Source organism: Enterobacter cloacae complex sp. CARB60 (assembly GCF_036487345.1).
Lineage (GTDB): Bacteria > Pseudomonadota > Gammaproteobacteria > Enterobacterales > Enterobacteriaceae > Enterobacter > Enterobacter asburiae_D.
Window position 1 is genome coordinate 2,695,109 of record NZ_JAZKLC010000002.1, and the last position, 18,091, is coordinate 2,713,199.

Below are 18,091 nucleotides of genomic sequence, written 5' to 3' on the forward strand. Positions count from 1 at the left end.
AGCTTTATCAGAAGTCGAACTTTTTCTCCGGCCATGCAATCGCGGGAATACCGCCGTGTCGCGGGCTGGCAAAAAGATGCCCCTGGAACTGGGAAATCCCCGCGGACTCCAGCCACATCCACTCTTCCGCCTTCTCTACCCCCACCGCGCAGAACTGGATCTCAAGCGAGGAGCAGCATTTGATAATCGCCTGAATAATGGCCTGCCGGGGGCCACTTTTATGCACGTTCGCGACAAGATCGCGATTAATCTTAATTCTGTCCGGCTGGAACTGGGCCAGCAGCTGTAGCCCGGCAAAACCGGCGCCAAAGTGATCGATCGTCACGCTGATGCCCGCGCTTTTTAACTGCCTGACCGAATCCGTGAATTCATCAAAACGGGAAATGGCTTCGCTTTCTGTAAACTCCACCACAATTTGCTCGGGCACAAACCCATTTGCTTCAATCGCGGTGAGCAGGAAATCCACGGCGTTGGGAATGTTGACCAGCGTCATGGGCAGCAGGTTAAGGGATAACGTCTGGTCCTGTAGCCCCAGCGCGCTGGCCATGGAAAGCGCCACCTGCTTGCTCTGCAAATCAGACGCATATACCTCGTCACGCGGCCGGTTAGCGAAATAGACGCCAGGCGAGCCGCCGTCAGGGGTGCGGATAAGCGCCTCCCAGGAGACCACCTGCTGCATAAACGGATCGACTATCGGCTGGAACGCAAAGCTGCAATCCGCCCCTTTCGCGACCACCTCGGGCTGCGCGGACAGGCGCGTTTCTTCGCGAACAAACTCCCAGGAATCCGCAGGCGGCAGTTCAAAATAGTTCGCTTTTTCCGTGGCTTCGACAAAGGTGCGGAAAAACTGCAGCGGGCGGTCGTTATACGTCAGCTGATAGCGCGTCGTCCCCCTGTTAAGCACCTGCTGCAGCACCTCGTCCCTGTCGAAGTGGCGCAAGTCAAAAAGCTCCATGCCCACGTTGCCAAACCGTCGGACGGGCCCGTGGTCGCGCATCAGCTCCACCACGTTATGGTGCCGCGCGTCGCTGCAGATCTGCTCATAGATGGCAGAAACGTGTTCCGCTGGCCCTTCAAGCAGCTGGAAAAAATGTGTGCCGTTAAACAGCAGGATCCCCGTGACGTTGGATTGCCGGTTTTTACTATTTGCAGCAGCGACCATTGCTTCCAGCGCCTTCACCGGAACGTCCTCGCAGATATGACTGCGGTAAATGATGGTTGTGAGCATGCGATTCCTGGCGGTTAGGGTTTTGGCCACAAAAAAGGTGGATAAGGATCATTTATAGCACATTAATTGCCTGACAAATAATTTACATCTCAATCATTTACGGTGGTTAATGAAACATTTTTCTGTGCTGTACAACTTACCCGTACCAGACCTTTTTGTACAATATATCCTGTAACGTTACCGATTCATGACACACCAGCAACACTATGAAAATAAAGTAATTTATAAAATACATCATAAAAATATTAAAAATCTGTACATTTTATATGTACAGATTTAGCAATTGTGTATACCTTAATTGTAACGTTAGTGATTACAAAATTTTACAGGAGCGAAACATGCAGCAGAAAGGTTACGCCACAGATTCCGCAGCAGCGATCGCACAGTACTTCGAAAAGGCCGCGCTTCCTACCCAGCAGGAGACGCTGGGCCAGGTGGTTGTCGAAATTCTCAGCGACGGGCGGAACCTGAATCGCAAATCGCTCTGTACCAAACTGCTCAGCCGCCTCGAAAGAGCCGATGGGCCAGAAGAGGAAGAGCATTACCACATGCTGCTTGGTCTGCTCTTCGAACGGTAACGTGATGAATAGCAGTGACGCAGACCGACTGATCGACACGCTTATCGGTGAAGCCGTTCTTTCTCTTCTGAAAGAGCGGGGGCCAGTGACAACCGAAGGATTGCTACAGCGTCTGCGGAGCATGAAAGAACATGAAAAGGATCCCCGGCGGCGGGAGACACTTGCGGTGGTGATTGCCGACATCGGCTCAAACAGCATCGCCTTTACACGTCGCAGAACCGCGCAAGGACGAACGAACAGAGAGGGACCTCTCAACGATAACAGAGACAATGTAGTGCCGTTATTTGGAAGTGGAAAACCGTCCGACCCCAAAAAAATACATTGACTGCAATTTAACAGCTACGGTGAGAACAAATGAGACAAAATATTCAGCTTCAACCCGAATTCCACTCTGCTTTTTTAGACAGTGCGCTGTCGGAGTATTTCCGTCACGCAGGCGATCGTTTTGCTGAAGAGTCCGCTGTTTTTTCTACTGCAGTACGCTGTGTTCTGGCTTCTGAAGGCCATCTGTCCAACAAAGCGATCATCCTCTGGCTCATTCAGACGCTGGAAGCCACCCACGACGTGGTTCAGGCGGATGTGATTCGTAAGACTCTGGAAATCGTGGTGGGTTACACGATGGACGATCTGTAAGCTCCTGCGCTTAACGCCCCCTAACGTGTCATCGTCAAAACTGACGAACAGCCTGACGATGACACGCGCCTTTCCCGCGTAACACCCTGTAAAACCAGCAAAGACAACCTGGCACGGTTCCTGCTTACCTCTGCTTACGGGACTGGGTTTTCCAGTCAACTTTGCTTCATTTCTTAACAGGTCTGTTATTGATGAAAAAGATCGCCAGCGTCTGCCCCTACTGCGGTGCAGGCTGCAAATTAAACCTTGTCGTTGAAAATAACCGTATCATCCGTGCCGAAGCGGCAGAGGGCGTCACAAACCAGGGCACCCTGTGTCTGAAAGGCTTTTACGGCTGGGACTTCCTCAACGATACCCGTCTGCTCACACCGCGCCTGACTCAGCCAATGATCCGCTACCACAAAGGCGAGGCGTTCACCCCCGTTACCTGGGAAGAGGCTATCCGCTACACCGCCCACAGGCTCAGCAGCATTAAAGCGCAGCACGGGCCTCGGTCGATCATGACCACCGGCTCCTCCCGCGGAACCGGCAATGAAACAAACTATGTGATGCAAAAATTTGCCCGCGCGGTGCTGAACACCAACAACGTGGACTGCTGCGCGCGCGTCTGTCATGGCCCTTCCGTGGCCGGTTTACAGGAAACCCTCGGCAACGGCGCGATGAGCAACTCAATCAACGATATTGAAAACTCAAAATACCTGCTGGTGTTTGGCTATAACTGCGCGGACTCCCACCCTATCGTCGCCCGCCGGGTGCTGAAAGCGCGTGAAAACGGCGCAAAAATTATCGTCTGCGATCCGCGGCGCATTGAAACGGCGCGCATCGCCGACCAGCATCTGCAATTGAAAAACGGCAGTAACATGGCGCTGGTGAACGCCTTTGGCTACGTGCTGCTGGAAGAGGAGCTCTACGACAAAAGCTACGTGGCGCGGTTTACGGAGGGGCTGGAGGCCTACCGCCAGACGGTGAAAGACTATGCGCCAGAGAAGGTTGAGCATCTTACCGGCATTCCCGCCCGCGACGTTCGTCAGGCGATGCGCACCTTCGCGGCGGCCCCTTCCGCCACCGTGATGTGGGGGATGGGCGTGACACAGTTTGGTCAGGCTGTGGATGTGGTCAAAGGGCTTTCCAGCCTGGCGCTGCTGACCGGTAACCTGGGCCGACCCGCCGTCGGCGTCGGGCCCGTGCGCGGTCAGAATAACGTACAGGGCGCCTGCGATATGGGCGTTCTGCCGAATATGTTCCCCGGCTATCAGGATGTGACCGATCCGGCGGTCAGGCAGAAGTTCGCCGAGGCCTGGGGGATTGACGTCAATAAAATGGACGATCGGGTCGGGACGCGGATTACCGAGGTGCCTCATCTGGCGCTGGAAGGCAAGGTCAAGGCCTACTACATCATGGGGGAAGATCCGCTTCAGACCGAAGCCGATCTTGGTCTCGTCCGCAGCGGTTTTGAGGCGCTCGACTTTGTGGTGGTTCAGGACATCTTTATGACCAAAACGGCAGAAGTGGCGGACGTTCTGCTCCCTGCCACCTCCTGGGGTGAACACGGCGGCGTCTTTACCTGTGCCGATCGCGGGTTCCAGCGTTTTGGCAAAGCCATTGAGGCCAGCGGCAACGTGAAGCGCGACTGGGAGATTATCAGCCTGCTCGCCACCGAGATGGGCTACCCGATGCATTATGACTCCAACCAGCAGATCTGGGATGAGATGCGCGAGCTGTGCCCTCTCTTCTACGGCGTGACGTATGAAAAAATGGGCGAGATGGGCCACGTGCAGTGGCCGTGCCCGACGCTGGATCATCCGGGAACGCCGTACCTGTACAAAGACAATCAGTTCGACACCCCAACCGGTAAAGGGCAGCTCTTTGCCGCACCGTGGCGCGCGCCGGCGGAAACCCCGGATGCGGACTTCCCGCTGGTGCTGTGTACGGTACGTGAAGTGGGGCACTACTCCTGCCGCTCGATGACCGGGAACTGCGCCGCGCTGCAAAGCCTGGCCGATGAGCCGGGTCGGGTGCAAATGCACCCTGCCGATGCGGAAAAACTGGGCATTACTGACGGACAGCTGGTCTGGGTGCGTTCGCGTCGCGGCAAAGTGATTACCCGCGCCAGCATTAGCGAGCGTATCAACGCCGGGGCCGTCTATATGACCTATCAGTGGTGGATTGGCGCCTGCAACGAGCTGACCCAGGACAATCTCGATCCCATCTCCAAAACGCCGGAAACGAAGTACTGCGCGGTGCAGCTGGAGGCGATTGAGGACCAGCGCTGGGCGGAGGATTTTGCGGCGTCGGCGTATCAGTCCATGAAGTCGCGGCTGATTAGCGCCGTGAATGTCTAAAGAAAATGTCGGGTGGCGTAACCGCCACCCCACAACTAAACGACGTCCCCCACCGCCTCTTCCGCTTATCCGTCGTAACCGATCAGATGGTCACGCAATTTGTTCGGGTAGGCATTTTTTTCGACCATCCTGTGAATGAGCGCCATAAGCTCATAATCACTGCGCAGATCGAATTTTTGCATCAGCAAATACTTATGCGTGAATATGGTTTTATCACTCGTCCTGAGCACATCGGCAATTTGCCCTACCGATAACCCTCTGTAAAAATTCACCGTGACGCGGATCTGCTGCGGCGAAAGTATTTTATGCTCGCACTCGAAACAGCCTTTATGCTGCCAGCGATATCCCGGCAGTTGCGTACGGTACCAGGCAATAAAGAGCATCTCGCTAACCTGGCCAAGCGGGGCGCGGCGGGAGATGAACATCATATCCTGAAAACAGGATGAAAATGCGGAAAAACGCCGCTCATCGTCCACCAGCCCAATCACAATCCCTTTTTTTCGCGCTTTTAATTCAGGAATACAGGTCAGCGTTTCCCCAGGGCATAAAGCGAGAATAATAATATCCGCGCCACTGACGCTGTCATAAGTAAGCTCAGTATCAAAATGAATATGGTGCCTGAAATTATGCAGGAAGAAATCCACAAGAAAATATTGCAGGCCATTTTTAAAAAAAGAATCCGGTTCTTTAATCAGAATATTCAACATAACAATTACCGACATCTGCATATCAATAAGGACAACCAACGCGCATGCCGCTCAGTTGTATTGCATCGTCATGACCACGACGGCACTGATGCTCCCCGGCGTCGCACCGCCTGTGACAGACTTGACTAACGCCTGCATGGCCATCGTCGCGGTTCTGTCTGCCGCAATAGTCTGCGTAATGGTTGTCCCCGTGCCTTTTAACGCACCGGTTGCGGCCTCGCTCATCGCAATCGCGACGTTTGTGGCCGAGCCGCTGTTCATGTAGTAACTCGTCCCCGCGACGGGATCGGGGTTGCCGGTAAAGGAGACCGTAACGCTGCGCGTGCCTGCCGGACACTGGGTAAACAGCAGGCTAAAAGGCACAGGCTCGGAGGTCGACCCCGGCGTGGCCATATTGGATGCCTGAATATTGCCGAGATTAATATCCAGACTGGTATTGCCCCCATTAAATACGCAGGGAGAGGCAACAATATTGCCGGTAACGCTGACGTTAACGCTATCCGCGGCAATAACATTGCCGCTTATTACTGCCGCCGCGATGAACGCTGCCGTGCGCATTATATTCATCGTCATCCCCTTTACTGGTAGGTCAAATTTAGGGTTGCTGACGCATTTGCGGTGCCGGGTTCAACCGTCGTTTGCGTCTGGTAATAACGCGCCGTTAAAGGGAATGCTTCCTGGCCGCCCGCCGCGAGTTTTAACGGCAGACGCGTGTTGAGAGTGAGAGGTGTACCGTTATAGAGCAACTGAACGCCAACCCCTTTCGCCGTGCCGGTATTACCCTGCCCCGTCAGCGCGAGCACGCTCGTTGTTGCTACGTCCGGGTTCTGAATGCCGCTGAGTGACACGTTGACGTTAGCTCCCGCATCGCAGTTCAGCCCCAGATTCTGCGTATTTTGGGCACCCGCCGGTGTGGTGCCTACCGTTGAGCCAAAAACTGCGGCAGAAATATCACCTATCGGAAATGTCAGCTGCGGTGTTGTAATATTGCAGGCCAGTACGTTAATGGTTCCGCCCAACAGGGTGGTCGTCAGGCCATCACGATAAACGCCGTCACTGCCCTGCAGCATCACCACGCCCAGCACGCCCGGCGTCAGCGACCCCGACGCAACCGGCCCGGTAACGATAAGTTCTATCTTACCGCCCCACCATTCGACATAATCCGACTGCGCGTTATAGGAGAAGGTATTGGTCGGATTTTCAAAATAATTACCCGATGAAAAGCGCACGCCTATTCCGTTTACATTGGTGTTATATACATGATTACCGTAGGTGCTTAGTGTCGCATTAAGGTAGCGCATGCTAAAGCCCAGCATTAATGGATTGGCACACCCCGTTAAATAGGAACCGGTTAACGTTGCGTTTCGCGAAAATAATACGGTCCCAACGGCAACGTCGCGCTGAACCGTAATCGTGCCGATGGACAAGGTTGATTCCTGTGGCGTAATCGTCGTGCAGGTTCCTGCATGAGCACTGTTCCAGCCTGCGGCGATACACAGCAGGAATATGATGTTAATTAAGCGCATTTTAAAAACCCTAAAGACAATTGACGTTAATTTCGGTAATTCCGCCTGCCGAAGGCTGCGGGGAAAGCACGTACGGTGCGCGGCATTGCCGATCGCTTTCCGCTCCCCACGAGACGAAGACGATTCCCTGAGTGTCCAGACCGGTGAGATAAGCCTGACCTCTATCGCCAACAATAACGCTGCTGCCGTCGGCGTCTTTCAGGCTTGCCGTTGCGCCAAAGGGAACAACCTGGCCGTTATGCAGTAAATTAAATAACGCCCGTCGCCCCACCTTCGCCTTATAGTCGGCTAAAACGATCGCGCCGCGCGTCGGCGTCACCGTCCGGGTATTAATATCCAGCTCAACATCATCCGGCAGGCTTTCCGGAGCAAGGGTGATGTCATTTTTACGGTATACGGAGAGATTGCTGACCACCGTATATCCGCGGTAATCCGTTCTGACCCCCGGCTGATTGCGAATATCGACGCCGCGCGCGCCCGGCGCGCTAATCAGAACATTGGTCTCACCCAGAGGCTGTGAAAGCGTTAGCCCCTCTCTGTGAGCGAGAATGCCCCCCTGTAAGCCATAGTTAAGACGCTCGCTGTTTTTGTCGTAGCTATAGCCCGCCGTCGCTTCGCCGTAGGTTCCCTTATAATCAGCATTCATATTGCCCGTGTAGCCAACGCCGTCCGACCCGTATCCCTGCTGCACGTTCCAGTTCAGGGCGTGGTTTTCCAGCGCCACGCCGTTGAGACCGAGGTTGTGGGTGGTGCCGTTATTCTTGCTGGTGCTCACGCCATAGTTAGCCCAGGTCTGCGGCAAAAACTTCTCCAGAGGAATGCTGACGTTAAAGGCCAGCAGCCGATCTTTGTCGTACCGTTTATTGTCATCGTATGAACCCGCACTGCCGTTTTTACTGTAGGTCCAGGTGAGACCGTAACTGATGTTGTGCCAGTAGTTGTTGTAACCCAGGCTGTATGACGCCATCGTTTTACCCGAATTCCAGTAGTCTTCACGGGCCGCGCTCAGCGTCAGCGAGCCAAGATTACCGCCCAGCGTCTGGCTCATCGTCAGCTCGGCCCGGTTGCGGCGTCGGTCCTGAAGCGCGGAGCTGTCGCCGTACGAATCAAGGATCTCCTGCATGCCGTAGTAACCGCTGGTCGAGTAGCGGTAGCCCGCAATCGAAAAATGGGTTCCGGTCCCCACAATGCTCTTGCTGTATCGCGCCCGCCAGGACTGGCCGTTGGATTTCTCACCGCCCTGCGGGGTGGACCAGGCCTGGGTCATGTCCGCAGAAATCGCGCCGAAATCCCCCATGTTTTTCCCAAGCCCGGTAGCGATCGACTGATATTTACTCGACTCCTGCAGCCCGCCATAGAGCGTGAGGCCATACGGCAACCCATAAATCCCGGTGATTTGCCCAAACGGGGTCTTATCAACGCTGCTGCTATAAGAACGATACTGCCCTCCGGTCACCGCATATTTCAGACGCCCTTCACGCTGCAAAACCGGTAATGAGGCATAAGGCAGAGTGAAATGCTGCTCGCTGCCGTCAGCTTCCTTAACGGTGACGTCCAGATCCCCCGCGCCGCCCGTAGGGTACATATCGGTAATCTCAAAAGCGCCCGGCGCCACGTAGGTCTGATAAATCTGGTAGCCATTCTGGCGAACAATTACCTGCGCATTGGTACGCGCGATGCCCCGCACCACGGGCGCATAGCCTTTCAGCGAATCCGCGAGCATGTCATCATCCGAAGCCAGCTGTCCGCCGCGAAACGGCATACTGTCGAATACGTCGGCTGGCGCGGGGCTATCCCCCAGGGTGAGCTGCGCTTTGAGCGGAATAATAGCCCGCTGCGCATAGGTATAGACGGTATCCCATTTGTCCTGACCGCTCTCATCCCGCGACCAGGTGGTGTAATTTCGCAGTCGCCACGGCCCAACGTTAAGACCCGGGCGCAGGTTGGCATATTGACTGTTGGTGTTTTTACTCTCGTTCTGTTTCGCCCAAGTGTTTGCGCCACTCAGGCTGTAGTTCAGCATCGCGGCGGCGATCCCCTCATCCCATTGTTCTGGCGGGACATACCCTCTGGCAGGCAGGTCAATCGCGGCCTGAGGAATACTGATAACCAGCCGCTGCGCGGCAAACTGAAAATCCGTGCTGGCGTGAGGGATCGCCTGCAGGTTGACGCAGGACGCTCCCTGGCTGGCTAAGTCGGGAAAAAGCGCGGTTTTAACGCCCCATTTGTTGAGCTGCTCAATACTCAGGCACGGCTGGAGGCTATCGCCCTCTTCCCCACCTTTTACTGAGGTAAAATCAATATCGCTTGTCTCGATGAGTTGGTCGTCAAGGATGATGTCAACGTGGTATTTCCTTGGTGCCTGCGAACCTGATTCAAAAGCGGATAAATCAGCTTTACCCGTGCCCGGGTTGTCCAGTTCAACCAGTTCGGCATTGAACGAATCACGGGCATCAACAGTCTGCATTGCATTAATCAGCGCAAAGGCGATACAGAGCGCCAAACGCGCAGGCTGCATTTTTTTAGTTTTCGTCGCCATCATCATTAACCTGACCTGATATGAGGATCGCCGCTTTTGATAAATTAAAAGCTGGCCTGATGTATTATTCCGGGGCTGCCGTAATCATTAATGACTTTGAATGAAATATGGTTGCCATTGGCACCTGCGGGTAAGGGAAATGCTGCCATTGCACCAGGTGCCACCCAGGAGACCTCATCCAGTTTTTTTTCACCGACGCTTATTTCATTAAAGTTGATGACATATTGCGTTGGATTGGTAACCATTAGCTTATTCCCGCTACGCGACCAGGTTAATTTATTCGCTTGTTCTTCCGGTGTTGATGCCTTCAGACTCGCCGGGCGATAAATAAGCTTGATGCGCGTTTTGACGGCAATTTGCAGCGAGTTTTCCTGTTTTGAGGCAGACGGTATCGCTTTAATATTCAGCCAAAAAAGACTTTCCTTATCCGGGGGTAGCGAACCCGAGAGTAAAATACGCTCAATGTTTTGCTGACCACCATCCAGTCGATATAAAGGCGGAGTAACAATGAACGGCGCTTTATTAGCATTACCCTCTGGCATTTCAACCCAGGACTGGATTAAATAAGGCACGCTATCGGCATTATTGATGCTAATTGATGCCTCTTTTTTCCCACCCTCAAAAATAACGCGGGTACCGCCGATAATGACCCCGGCATAAGCGTTCGAAAACGATGCGGTCAGAGCGGCAGCGATGAGCAGGGTCTTGCTAATAAAATTCATGTTACACCTCTTGAAACACGGGGGCAGTGGCTGCCCCCCCGCAGAACGTCGTGGAACCGACTTGGGTTCTGCTTAATGACTAGTTATAAACAACGGAGAAATTTGCCACGGAGTTTGCGGGACCGGCAGTCACCGATGCCGCCGTTGAAATATACTGCGCGTAGAAATTCAGCGTATTATCGGCGGTGCTGCTTAACGCATAGCTATAGCTGTTACTGCCGTGCAGCGGCAGATCCGCTTTATCCGCGGTCATCAAATTGATAGCTACACCCGTTGCCGCACCAGCGACGGAGGTATCAATAGCCAGCAGATCGGCGTTAGTCAGGTCAGGCGTACCGTCAAAACGCACTTTGGCACCGGTGACCGTCACCGGGCAGTTCTTCAGGACAATATCGAATTTCGTTGCCGCAGTTCTGGAGCCTGTTGCCGGAAATTCTGTTTTATTATAATCGCCTAATACCACCACCTGATTTTGAGAAGCAACCGCGACATCGCAGGCGGAATCCAGGATGTTACCGTTAAAATTAACGGTTCCTGCAGCAGCGAGTGCATTACCTATCATTAAGGCGGAACCTGTCGCAACCATCGCTAAAATAATGTTCTTATTCATAATCTTCATTTTCCTGTTTACGGAATAACTTTATTTATTATTGAAACGCATGCAGCAGAAAGTTGATAAATGAATCGCTTTGGGTTCATTTATTTTTTAATTAACGCTATAAGGTCTTTCTGACTGACTGGGTTAAATTTATATAATCATTTTGGCGAATACAACTTTTTGCTGGTCTAGCTGTAGACTCTGATTTAACGTAAATTCAACATTTCTTCAGGATACGCTTATACCTTATTTCCCTGGTCTATTAGTAGACTTGACCGTCTTTCTGTTTTCATTCAACACGTTAGATATCATGCACTCAACGGTCTACTTTTAGACCTTGTCGAAACATTCCCTGCCCCCTTCATTTTTAAGATAATTCTCTGCGCAGATCAAAAAACGATCGAACCCGTAGTCGCTGTGAGGTATCTTATGAATACACGTTTAACCACGCCATTGAATAACCACGACTCAACCGTTCTTGGTTTAAAACCGTTTATCCATATCGATACCCTAATTAAATCAGTGCTGCCAGCTGCGAACAGAATGATCATCTGTCGGGGAGAAACCGTACATTATTATAAAGATGATGTGCGCCAGTGTTTTTTACTTCTTCAGGGAAGCGTGGCGCTTCATCGTCGCGGCGACGGTATTGTATTAAACTCTGAATCAGCGCCGTTTATTCTGGGCGTCAGCAGTCAATTTTCTTCGGAACATCTCTACGTCAGGGCCCTGGAGACGGCAGAAATCGCCCGCGTGTCGCTGGAGACGTTTAATCAGATTGTTTCACAGCAGGATTTATGGGAGCACTTTTCAAAGCTGCTTATTTATACGGCCTCACGGGTGTATGAGCATTGCGCGCAAATATCGCAAATGTCTGCCTACGACATTATTCGCTTCCAGCTTGTTGAGCTCATGCAGGAGCCCGATGCCATACGGAAAAATACGACGGCGGCCGCGTACATCAAAAGCCGGACGTATCTTTCACGGAGCGGAATTATGCGTATTCTGGCAGAACTGCGGACCGGGAAGTACATCACCATGGAGCGTGGGGTGCTGCTTGACATTCACCATCTACCGCGAAAATATTGACAGCCCGCGTGCCTGTACCCAGGAGAAGCGCTATAATTAGCCAGGTTATTTTTAAGGTTGTCGGCTACCATGTCCCTTCCAGAAAAGTCTCAACGGGGTTCTCCCTACGCGCAAGAGCTTATTTCACACCTGTTGCCGGATTGCACAACGCATCACGCCGCCCGCGGCGAGCGGCTGGACCTGCAGGTCAACGGTCAGGGCATGTGCTATTTAATTCTTGAAGGCACCGTCGCCGTCTACAGAAGAAGCGATGACATGATGCTGTCTACGGCTCGCAGCCCCGCTATATTCGGCCTCGCTAACCTCACCGATATCTATTTTAATGATTATATTAAGACCGTCAGCCCTTGTCTGATAGGGACGCTTACCGCCGAGCGGGTGAATGAAATTATTAAAGAGAAGGCGCTATGGGGACTGCTCTCTCAACAGCTCATCTTTGTGTACAGCCGCCTTTATAACAACGTGATGCCGCAGGGCGCGCCGACGGCGTATGAGATGATTCGCCAGCAGCTGGTAAAGCTGATGGAGGAAGATGAGAGCTATCGGCTCAGCGTGACGGCGGAAAGGTATATCAGGGAGAAAACCCAGCTTTCCCGCAGCGGCGTGATGCGCATTCTGGCGGATTTAAAAACCGGCGGGTTTATCGAAATGGAAGAAGGCAGGCTCATTAAAATCAATAAACTTCCCGCCCGATACTGAATTTCAGACACAAAAAAGGCCGCACTCGCGGCCCTTTTATTCTCATGTACTCAATGGACGTGAACGCCCAACCGCCAGGCAAAGTAGATCTCTTCTTTCAGTTCATTCGAAGAGAGCGCCAGCAAATCTGTAAATTCCAGCTCAAGCTGTTTCAGCTTTTTCAGGTACTGCGCCGGAGACAGGTTGCTTTTATCACGACGTAAATATTCAATTGCCAGCTGTGTTGGGGTTATTTCAGTATCCATGATGTCCTCGCTTATGTACAAAACCTGACCAGTATACCACAACGCACTGGCTAGTTTTTGACCAAAGGCAAAACATCTGAAAACTTTACACAACCGCCGTGGTTAGCCGCGACGAGCAGCACAGGCGATCCTGCTCATCGAGAATATCTATTTGCCACACCTGATGGCGGCTTCCGGCGTGCAGCGCGCGGCAAACACCGCGCACGCGCCCGCTGCGCACCGAGCGAATGTGGTTAGCATTCACCTCGAGTCCGACAACCTTCTGCTCCCCTTCGGTACAGAGATACCCCGCCACCGAGCCCAGCGTTTCGGCCAGCACGACGGACGCTCCGCCGTGCAATAAACCAAACGGCTGGTGGGTGCGACTATCGACGGGCATGGTGGCCTCAATCTCGTCGTCGCCAATGCGGATGAACTGGATATCCAGCAGCCCCACCATATTCCCCTCGCCCATGGCGTTCAGCGCCTGCAGCGTCACGGCACGTTTCCAGATCATCCAATTATCTCCAGTAAAGCCTGCAATGGGTGACGTACACCGTTACCTTCTACCCGTTTTACCTGGCTGCGGCAGGAGTAACCCGTCGCCAGACAGCGGTTTCGCGGCAAACGCTGCATCGCCTGATGCCAGGACAGCTCATAGATGCCGAGCGAGTTGGCGTGGTTTTTCACTTCGTGTCCGTAGGTTCCGGCCATCCCGCAGCAGCCAACGTTGACGCTCTCCAGCTTTGCACCGAAGCGGGCAAAAACAGACGCCCACTGCGCGGGGGCACCCGGCAGCGCGGTCACTTCCGTGCAGTGGCCGAACAGATACCACGGTTCACCGCTGACATCCTGAACAGCCTTATCTTCCAGCGCCATCGGCAGCCACTCGTGCACCAGCATCACGTTGAAATCGCCGCGCTTATCGCCCAGCGTCTGCTTATATTCATCGCGATAGCAAAGCACCAGCGCCGGATCAACGCCGACCATCGGTATCCCGAGCTGCGCCACGCGGTTTAAGAAGTCAGACGTTTTCTGCGCGGTCTTCGCAAAGCGGTTCAGGAAACCCTTAATGTGCTGCGCCTTGCCATTCGGAGAGAACGGCAGCACAACCGGCTGGTAACCCACTTTCTCCGCCAGACGGACGAAATCGGCCACGACCTGCGCATCGTAGTAGCTGGTGAACGGATCCTGCACCACCAGCACCACCTGGGCTTTCTGCTCAGGGCTTAGCGCCTCCAGCTGTTCCAGGGTCATGTTTGCGGAACGGTGACCGACGAGCTGGCGCTGCAGTGACGGGACCGACAGCAGCGGCAGATCGACCATGCCGATGTGTTTTTCGGAGAGCTTGCGCACCAGCGGCTGGTTGATAAAGAAGTTGAAGGTCTTTGGCGCACGCGCCATCAGCGGCGCGTAGCTTTCCACCGTCGCCACCAGATGGTCGCGCACCGGGCGGAGGTATCGGGTGTGATAAAGCTGCAGGAAACGCGAGCGAAATTCCGGCACGTCGATTTTAATCGGGCACTGGGTGGAGCAGGCTTTGCAGGCCAGACAGCCGGACATCGCCTCTTTCACCTCATGGGAGAAATCGTACTCGCCCTTGTTGGCATGCCAGCTGTTGCGGGTGCGCTCAATCAGCGAGCGCAGGCTGGCCCGTTTTTCCGGCAGCTCCTGCTCCAGCTTGAGCGGATCCACCCCGCGGTCGGCCAGCAGACGCAGCCACTCGCGCACCAGCGTCGCCCGCCCTTTCGGCGAGTGGATACGGTTGCTGGTGATTTTCATCGACGGACACATCGGGCTTTTCACATCAAAGTTAAAGCACAGGCCGTTGCCGTTGCACTCCATCGCGCCGCGCCAGGACGCGCGCACCGCAATCGGGATCTGTCTGTCGTACGTGCCGCGCTTGACGGCATCCACCTGCAGCATCGGGGCATCAATACCCTCAGGCGGGCAGATTTTACCCGGGTTGAGGCGGTTATGCGGGTCGAATGCCGCTTTCACCTTACGCAGCTCTGCGTAGAGCTGTTCCCCGAAGAATGCCGGGCTGTACTCTGCGCGGAACCCTTTCCCGTGCTCTCCCCACAGCAGACCGCCGTATTTGGCGGTTAGGGCCACCACGTCGTCGGAGATCTGCTTCATCAGGATCTCCTGCTGCGGGTCGCACATATCCAGCGCCGGACGCACGTGCAGTACCCCGGCATCGACGTGGCCGAACATGCCGTAGCTCAGGCCGTGGCTGTCCAGCAGGGCGCGAAACTCAACGATATAATCAGCCAGATGCTCAGGCGGCACGCAGGTATCTTCGGCAAAGGGAATGGGCTTCGCCGCCCCTTTCGCATTGCCGAGCAGGCCCACGGCTTTTTTACGCATCGCATAGATACGCTCAATCCCGGCCAGATCGTTACAGAGCTGCCAGCCGATCACGCCGCCTTCACCCTGCGCAATCAGCTCATCCAGCCGCTGGCAGAGCGTGGTGACCTGGCGCTCAATCAGCTCTGCATCATCGCCGGCAAACTCCACGATATTGAGACCGAGCATCTCTTTATCCGGCACGTCGGTAATGAGGTCACTCACGGAGTGCCAGACAATATCCTCCCGGGCCAGATTGAGCACCTTAGAGTCGACGGTCTCCACCGACAGCGCCTGCGCTTTCACCATAAACGGCGCATTGCGCAGCGCGGAGTCGAAGGAGTCATATTTGACGTTCACCAGACGACGCACTTTCGGCAAGCGGGTAATATCCAGCCGCGCTTCGGTAATAAACGCCAGCGTCCCTTCGGAACCGGTCAGCACGCGGGTTAAATCAAACTGGGTCAGGTCATCGTTAAAGACGTGACGCAGATCGTACCCGGTCAGGAAGCGGTTCAGTTTGGGGAATTTATCGAGAATAAGCTGGCGGTTGTCGCGGCAGCGTTCCAGCACGGTGCGATAGATGCGCCCGCTGGCGGTGTTATCTTTGCCCAGCGTTTCCGCCAGTTCGACCGGCATCGGCTGGGTATCGAGGATATCGCCACCCAGCAGCACCGCACGCACGCCCAGCACGTGATCGGAGGTTTTACCGTAGACCAGCGAGCCCTGCCCGGAGGCATCCGTGTTAATCATCCCGCCAAGGGTCGCGCGGTTGCTGGTGGAGAGCTCAGGGGCAAAAAAGTAGCCGTAAGGCTTGAGATACTGATTAAGCTGATCTTTGATGACGCCCGCTTCGACCCGCACCCACCCCTCTTCCGGGTTGATTTCAATGATGCGGTTCATATAGCGCGACATATCAACAATGATGCCCTGGTTCAGCGCCTGACCATTGGTCCCGGTGCCGCCGCCGCGCGGCGTAAAGACCAGCGAGGCAAACCGCTCCTGCGTGGCCAGCCGGGCGATAAGTGCGACGTCAGCCGTTGAACGCGGGAAAACGACGGCATCGGGAAGAAGCTGGTAGATACTGTTATCGGTCGCCATCGTCAGCCTGTCGGCATAGTTCGTGGCGGTATCACCTGTAAAACCCTGTTGCTCCAGTGCTTGCAAAAAATTAAGCACCAGCTGAACGACGCCAGGTGCCTGAGAAATCTGTGGGATCATGACTGTCGACCCTAATTAGAGTTGTATGAAATCGTTTGCGTGTATCTTAAAAGTTTTATCACATTTTTTTCTTATAATCTCTGCTGAATTACAGGCAAAATCCGCCTGTCAAAAACCGCTGAGATCATTAATGATTAAAGAGACGCGGTTTTCCGTTCCCGCCAGTGGTACTGGCGTTCTTTTAAGGAAAGTTTCATTTATGGTCAATCTTCGCCAGCCCAGGGATGTTGCGCAAATTTTGCTGTCGGTGCTGTTTCTGGCCCTCATGATTATTGCGTGTCTGTGGATTGTTCAACCCTTTATTCTCGGCTTCGCGTGGGCTGGGACCGTTGTCGTCGCCACGTGGCCTTTGCTGCTGCGCTTGCAGAAGCTGCTGTTTGGCCGTCGCGGGTTAGCCGTGCTGGTCATGACGCTCCTGTTGTTCCTGCTGTTTATTATTCCTATTGCCCTGCTGGTGAATAGCCTGGTGGATTCCAGTGGCCCCGTTATTCGCGCCATTAGCAGCGGTGACCTGACGCTGCCGGATCTCGCCTGGCTGAACAGCATTCCGGTGGTGGGCGCCAAGCTCTACAGCGGCTGGCATAGCCTGCTGGAGATGGGCGGCAGCGCGCTGATGGCAAAAGTCCGCCCGTACATAGGCACCACCACCACCTGGTTTGTCGGTCAGGCGGCGCATATCGGCCGCTTTATGATGCACTGTACCCTGATGCTGCTCTTCAGCGCCCTGCTCTACTGGCGCGGCGAGCAGGTGGCTTTAGGCGTTCGTCACTTTGCCACCCGCCTGGCGGGCAAACGCGGTGACGCGGCGGTACTGCTGGCTGCGCAGGCCGTGCGCGCAGTTGCGCTGGGCGTGGTGGTCACCGCGCTGGTGCAGGCGGTGCTGGGCGGTATCGGTCTGGCGATTTCCGGCGTACCGTACGCCACCGTATTTACCGTTGTCATGCTGATGACCTGTCTTGCGCAACTGGGACCGCTGCTGGTGCTGGTTCCCTGCATTATCTGGCTCTACTGGACGGGCGATACCACGTGGGGAACGGTGCTGCTGGTCTGGAGCTGCGTGGTCGGCACCATGGATAACGTCATTCGTCCAATTCTCATCCGCATGGGTGCAGACCTGCCGCTGATCCTGATCCTCTCCGGAGTCATTGGCGGTCTGATTGCCTTTGGCATGATTGGCCTGTTTATCGGCCCGGTGCTGCTCGCAGTCACCTGGCGTCTGTTCTCCGCCTGGGTGCATGAAATTCCGCCGCCGGGAACTGACCCGGACGTGATTTTGAGCGAACTGGAAGAGCTGGAAGAGAAAAACACGCATTAAGTTTTTTTTGCCGGGTGGCGCTAACGCTTACCCGGCCTACATTCCCCCTCACAATACTTTAACGTCGCTAACGTATTTATTCGTTACTCACTGGTCAGACCCGCCATTTCAGCAGCAAGTTCGCTGCTAACCTCAAGAAATCTTTACGTCTCTTTAACTATTGAGACGAATCTGATCGACGCTAAAAGCCGACATGCCTACTATTAGGACACGGTTATAAATCAACACCTTGATTTATAAGCATGGAAATCCCCTGAGTGAAACAACGAATTGCTGTGTGTAGTCTTTGCCCATCTCCCACGATGGGCTTTTTTTTATCCT

Annotated in this window: 17 protein-coding genes and 1 other RNA gene; 8 read left to right on the plus strand and 10 right to left on the minus strand. The window is 54.3% G+C overall.

The genetic code is table 11. The features are described 5' to 3' along the window. Positions 1 to 7: 7 nt before the first annotated feature. Positions 8 to 1,228 carry a diguanylate phosphodiesterase gene (locus V4835_RS13830; protein WP_063142932.1) on the minus strand — a complete coding sequence of 407 codons (1,221 nt, stop codon included), beginning with the start codon at positions 1,226 to 1,228 and terminating at the stop codon, positions 8 to 10. A gap of 338 nt (positions 1,229 to 1,566) precedes the next feature. Between V4835_RS13830 and ycgZ the strand changes: the two genes are divergently transcribed. The 4 genes from ycgZ (at position 1,567) to fdhF (ending at position 4,781) form a co-directional block, all read left to right on the plus strand. Continuing rightward, the gene (gene ycgZ, locus V4835_RS13835; protein ID WP_029739771.1) at positions 1,567 to 1,806 is read left to right on the plus strand and encodes a regulatory protein YcgZ; all 240 of its coding nucleotides are present in this window, start codon (positions 1,567 to 1,569) and stop codon (positions 1,804 to 1,806) included. 4 nt (positions 1,807 to 1,810) lie between these two features. Next, positions 1,811 to 2,131 (plus strand): hypothetical protein, encoded by a 321-nt coding sequence (locus V4835_RS13840; RefSeq protein WP_063142931.1) that lies wholly within the window; start codon positions 1,811 to 1,813, stop codon positions 2,129 to 2,131. Between the two features lie 29 nt (positions 2,132 to 2,160). Continuing rightward, positions 2,161 to 2,439, plus strand: coding sequence for a biofilm/acid-resistance regulator YmgB/AriR (locus V4835_RS13845; protein WP_045327084.1), 279 nt, complete (start codon positions 2,161 to 2,163; stop codon positions 2,437 to 2,439). Positions 2,440 to 2,630: 191 nt separating this feature from the next. Beyond that, the gene (fdhF, locus tag V4835_RS13850) at positions 2,631 to 4,781 is read left to right on the plus strand and encodes a formate dehydrogenase subunit alpha (protein WP_331412509.1); all 2,151 of its coding nucleotides are present in this window, start codon (positions 2,631 to 2,633) and stop codon (positions 4,779 to 4,781) included. A 65-nt stretch (positions 4,782 to 4,846) separates the two neighbouring features. Here the strand turns inward: fdhF and V4835_RS13855 are convergent, their stop codons facing one another. The 6 genes from V4835_RS13855 to V4835_RS13880 all read right to left on the minus strand — a co-directional run bounded on the left by V4835_RS13855 (position 4,847) and on the right by V4835_RS13880 (position 10,885). Continuing rightward, a complete protein-coding gene (locus V4835_RS13855) occupies positions 4,847 to 5,488 on the minus strand; it encodes a helix-turn-helix transcriptional regulator (protein WP_331412510.1) in 642 nt (213 codons plus the stop codon). A gap of 51 nt (positions 5,489 to 5,539) precedes the next feature. Then, complete coding sequence (locus tag V4835_RS13860) at positions 5,540 to 6,046, minus strand: fimbrial protein (RefSeq protein WP_331414131.1); 507 nt, start codon at positions 6,044 to 6,046, stop codon at positions 5,540 to 5,542. Between the two features lie 20 nt (positions 6,047 to 6,066). After that, positions 6,067 to 7,014 (minus strand): fimbrial protein, encoded by a 948-nt coding sequence (locus V4835_RS13865; RefSeq protein WP_331412511.1) that lies wholly within the window; start codon positions 7,012 to 7,014, stop codon positions 6,067 to 6,069. 10 nt (positions 7,015 to 7,024) lie between these two features. Continuing rightward, on the minus strand, positions 7,025 to 9,553 hold the full coding sequence (locus tag V4835_RS13870) for a fimbria/pilus outer membrane usher protein (protein ID WP_331412512.1): 2,529 nt from the start codon (positions 9,551 to 9,553) through the stop codon (positions 7,025 to 7,027). Positions 9,554 to 9,597: 44 nt separating this feature from the next. Further along, the gene (locus V4835_RS13875; RefSeq protein WP_331412513.1) at positions 9,598 to 10,275 is read right to left on the minus strand and encodes a fimbrial biogenesis chaperone; all 678 of its coding nucleotides are present in this window, start codon (positions 10,273 to 10,275) and stop codon (positions 9,598 to 9,600) included. Positions 10,276 to 10,354: 79 nt separating this feature from the next. After that, positions 10,355 to 10,885: a fimbrial protein gene (locus tag V4835_RS13880; RefSeq protein ID WP_063143053.1), complete on the minus strand. Its 531-nt coding sequence runs from the start codon at positions 10,883 to 10,885 to the stop codon at positions 10,355 to 10,357. Positions 10,886 to 11,302: 417 nt separating this feature from the next. Here V4835_RS13880 and V4835_RS13885 point away from each other — a divergent pair, with 417 nt between their 5' ends. Both V4835_RS13885 and V4835_RS13890 read left to right on the plus strand, forming a co-directional pair. Continuing rightward, complete coding sequence (locus V4835_RS13885; protein ID WP_331412514.1) at positions 11,303 to 11,962, plus strand: helix-turn-helix domain-containing protein; 660 nt, start codon at positions 11,303 to 11,305, stop codon at positions 11,960 to 11,962. A gap of 69 nt (positions 11,963 to 12,031) precedes the next feature. Then, positions 12,032 to 12,661: a helix-turn-helix domain-containing protein gene (locus V4835_RS13890; RefSeq protein WP_063930406.1), complete on the plus strand. Its 630-nt coding sequence runs from the start codon at positions 12,032 to 12,034 to the stop codon at positions 12,659 to 12,661. 50 nt (positions 12,662 to 12,711) lie between these two features. On the opposite strand, the gene V4835_RS13895 is transcribed toward V4835_RS13890, so the two are convergent. The 3 genes from V4835_RS13895 to ydiJ all read right to left on the minus strand — a co-directional run bounded on the left by V4835_RS13895 (position 12,712) and on the right by ydiJ (position 16,455). Further along, positions 12,712 to 12,906 carry a YdiH family protein gene (locus tag V4835_RS13895; RefSeq protein ID WP_003857766.1) on the minus strand — a complete coding sequence of 65 codons (195 nt, stop codon included), beginning with the start codon at positions 12,904 to 12,906 and terminating at the stop codon, positions 12,712 to 12,714. Between the two features lie 85 nt (positions 12,907 to 12,991). Continuing rightward, positions 12,992 to 13,402: a 1,4-dihydroxy-2-naphthoyl-CoA hydrolase gene (gene menI, locus V4835_RS13900; protein ID WP_023311321.1), complete on the minus strand. Its 411-nt coding sequence runs from the start codon at positions 13,400 to 13,402 to the stop codon at positions 12,992 to 12,994. Beyond that, the gene (gene ydiJ / locus V4835_RS13905; RefSeq protein WP_331412515.1) at positions 13,399 to 16,455 is read right to left on the minus strand and encodes a D-2-hydroxyglutarate dehydrogenase YdiJ; all 3,057 of its coding nucleotides are present in this window, start codon (positions 16,453 to 16,455) and stop codon (positions 13,399 to 13,401) included. Before ydiJ ends, menI begins: the two co-directional genes overlap by 4 nt. Before the next feature lie 199 nt (positions 16,456 to 16,654). Between ydiJ and ydiK the strand changes: the two genes are divergently transcribed. After that, entirely contained in the window at positions 16,655 to 17,770 is a 1,116-nt protein-coding gene (ydiK, locus tag V4835_RS13910) for an AI-2E family transporter YdiK (RefSeq protein WP_063142924.1), read from the plus strand. A 210-nt stretch (positions 17,771 to 17,980) separates the two neighbouring features. Further along, an RNA gene (gene rprA, locus V4835_RS13915) (antisense sRNA RprA) lies at positions 17,981 to 18,088 on the plus strand. Positions 18,089 to 18,091 lie beyond the last annotated feature (3 nt).

Coding starts and splice junctions, on each gene's coding strand:
- V4835_RS13830 (WP_063142932.1), bottom strand. CDS start 1,228: ATGCTCACAACCATCATTTACCGCAGTCATATCTGCGAGGACGTTCCG.
- ycgZ (WP_029739771.1), top strand. CDS start 1,567: ATGCAGCAGAAAGGTTACGCCACAGATTCCGCAGCAGCGATCGCACAG.
- V4835_RS13840 (WP_063142931.1), top strand. CDS start 1,811: ATGAATAGCAGTGACGCAGACCGACTGATCGACACGCTTATCGGTGAA.
- V4835_RS13845 (WP_045327084.1), top strand. CDS start 2,161: ATGAGACAAAATATTCAGCTTCAACCCGAATTCCACTCTGCTTTTTTA.
- fdhF (WP_331412509.1), top strand. CDS start 2,631: ATGAAAAAGATCGCCAGCGTCTGCCCCTACTGCGGTGCAGGCTGCAAA.
- V4835_RS13855 (WP_331412510.1), bottom strand. CDS start 5,488: ATGTTGAATATTCTGATTAAAGAACCGGATTCTTTTTTTAAAAATGGC.
- V4835_RS13860 (WP_331414131.1), bottom strand. CDS start 6,046: ATGCGCACGGCAGCGTTCATCGCGGCGGCAGTAATAAGCGGCAATGTT.
- V4835_RS13865 (WP_331412511.1), bottom strand. CDS start 7,014: ATGCGCTTAATTAACATCATATTCCTGCTGTGTATCGCCGCAGGCTGG.
- V4835_RS13870 (WP_331412512.1), bottom strand. CDS start 9,553: ATGGCGACGAAAACTAAAAAAATGCAGCCTGCGCGTTTGGCGCTCTGT.
- V4835_RS13875 (WP_331412513.1), bottom strand. CDS start 10,275: ATGAATTTTATTAGCAAGACCCTGCTCATCGCTGCCGCTCTGACCGCA.
- V4835_RS13880 (WP_063143053.1), bottom strand. CDS start 10,885: ATGAATAAGAACATTATTTTAGCGATGGTTGCGACAGGTTCCGCCTTA.
- V4835_RS13885 (WP_331412514.1), top strand. CDS start 11,303: ATGAATACACGTTTAACCACGCCATTGAATAACCACGACTCAACCGTT.
- V4835_RS13890 (WP_063930406.1), top strand. CDS start 12,032: ATGTCCCTTCCAGAAAAGTCTCAACGGGGTTCTCCCTACGCGCAAGAG.
- V4835_RS13895 (WP_003857766.1), bottom strand. CDS start 12,906: ATGGATACTGAAATAACCCCAACACAGCTGGCAATTGAATATTTACGT.
- menI (WP_023311321.1), bottom strand. CDS start 13,402: ATGATCTGGAAACGTGCCGTGACGCTGCAGGCGCTGAACGCCATGGGC.
- ydiJ (WP_331412515.1), bottom strand. CDS start 16,455: ATGATCCCACAGATTTCTCAGGCACCTGGCGTCGTTCAGCTGGTGCTT.
- ydiK (WP_063142924.1), top strand. CDS start 16,655: ATGGTCAATCTTCGCCAGCCCAGGGATGTTGCGCAAATTTTGCTGTCG.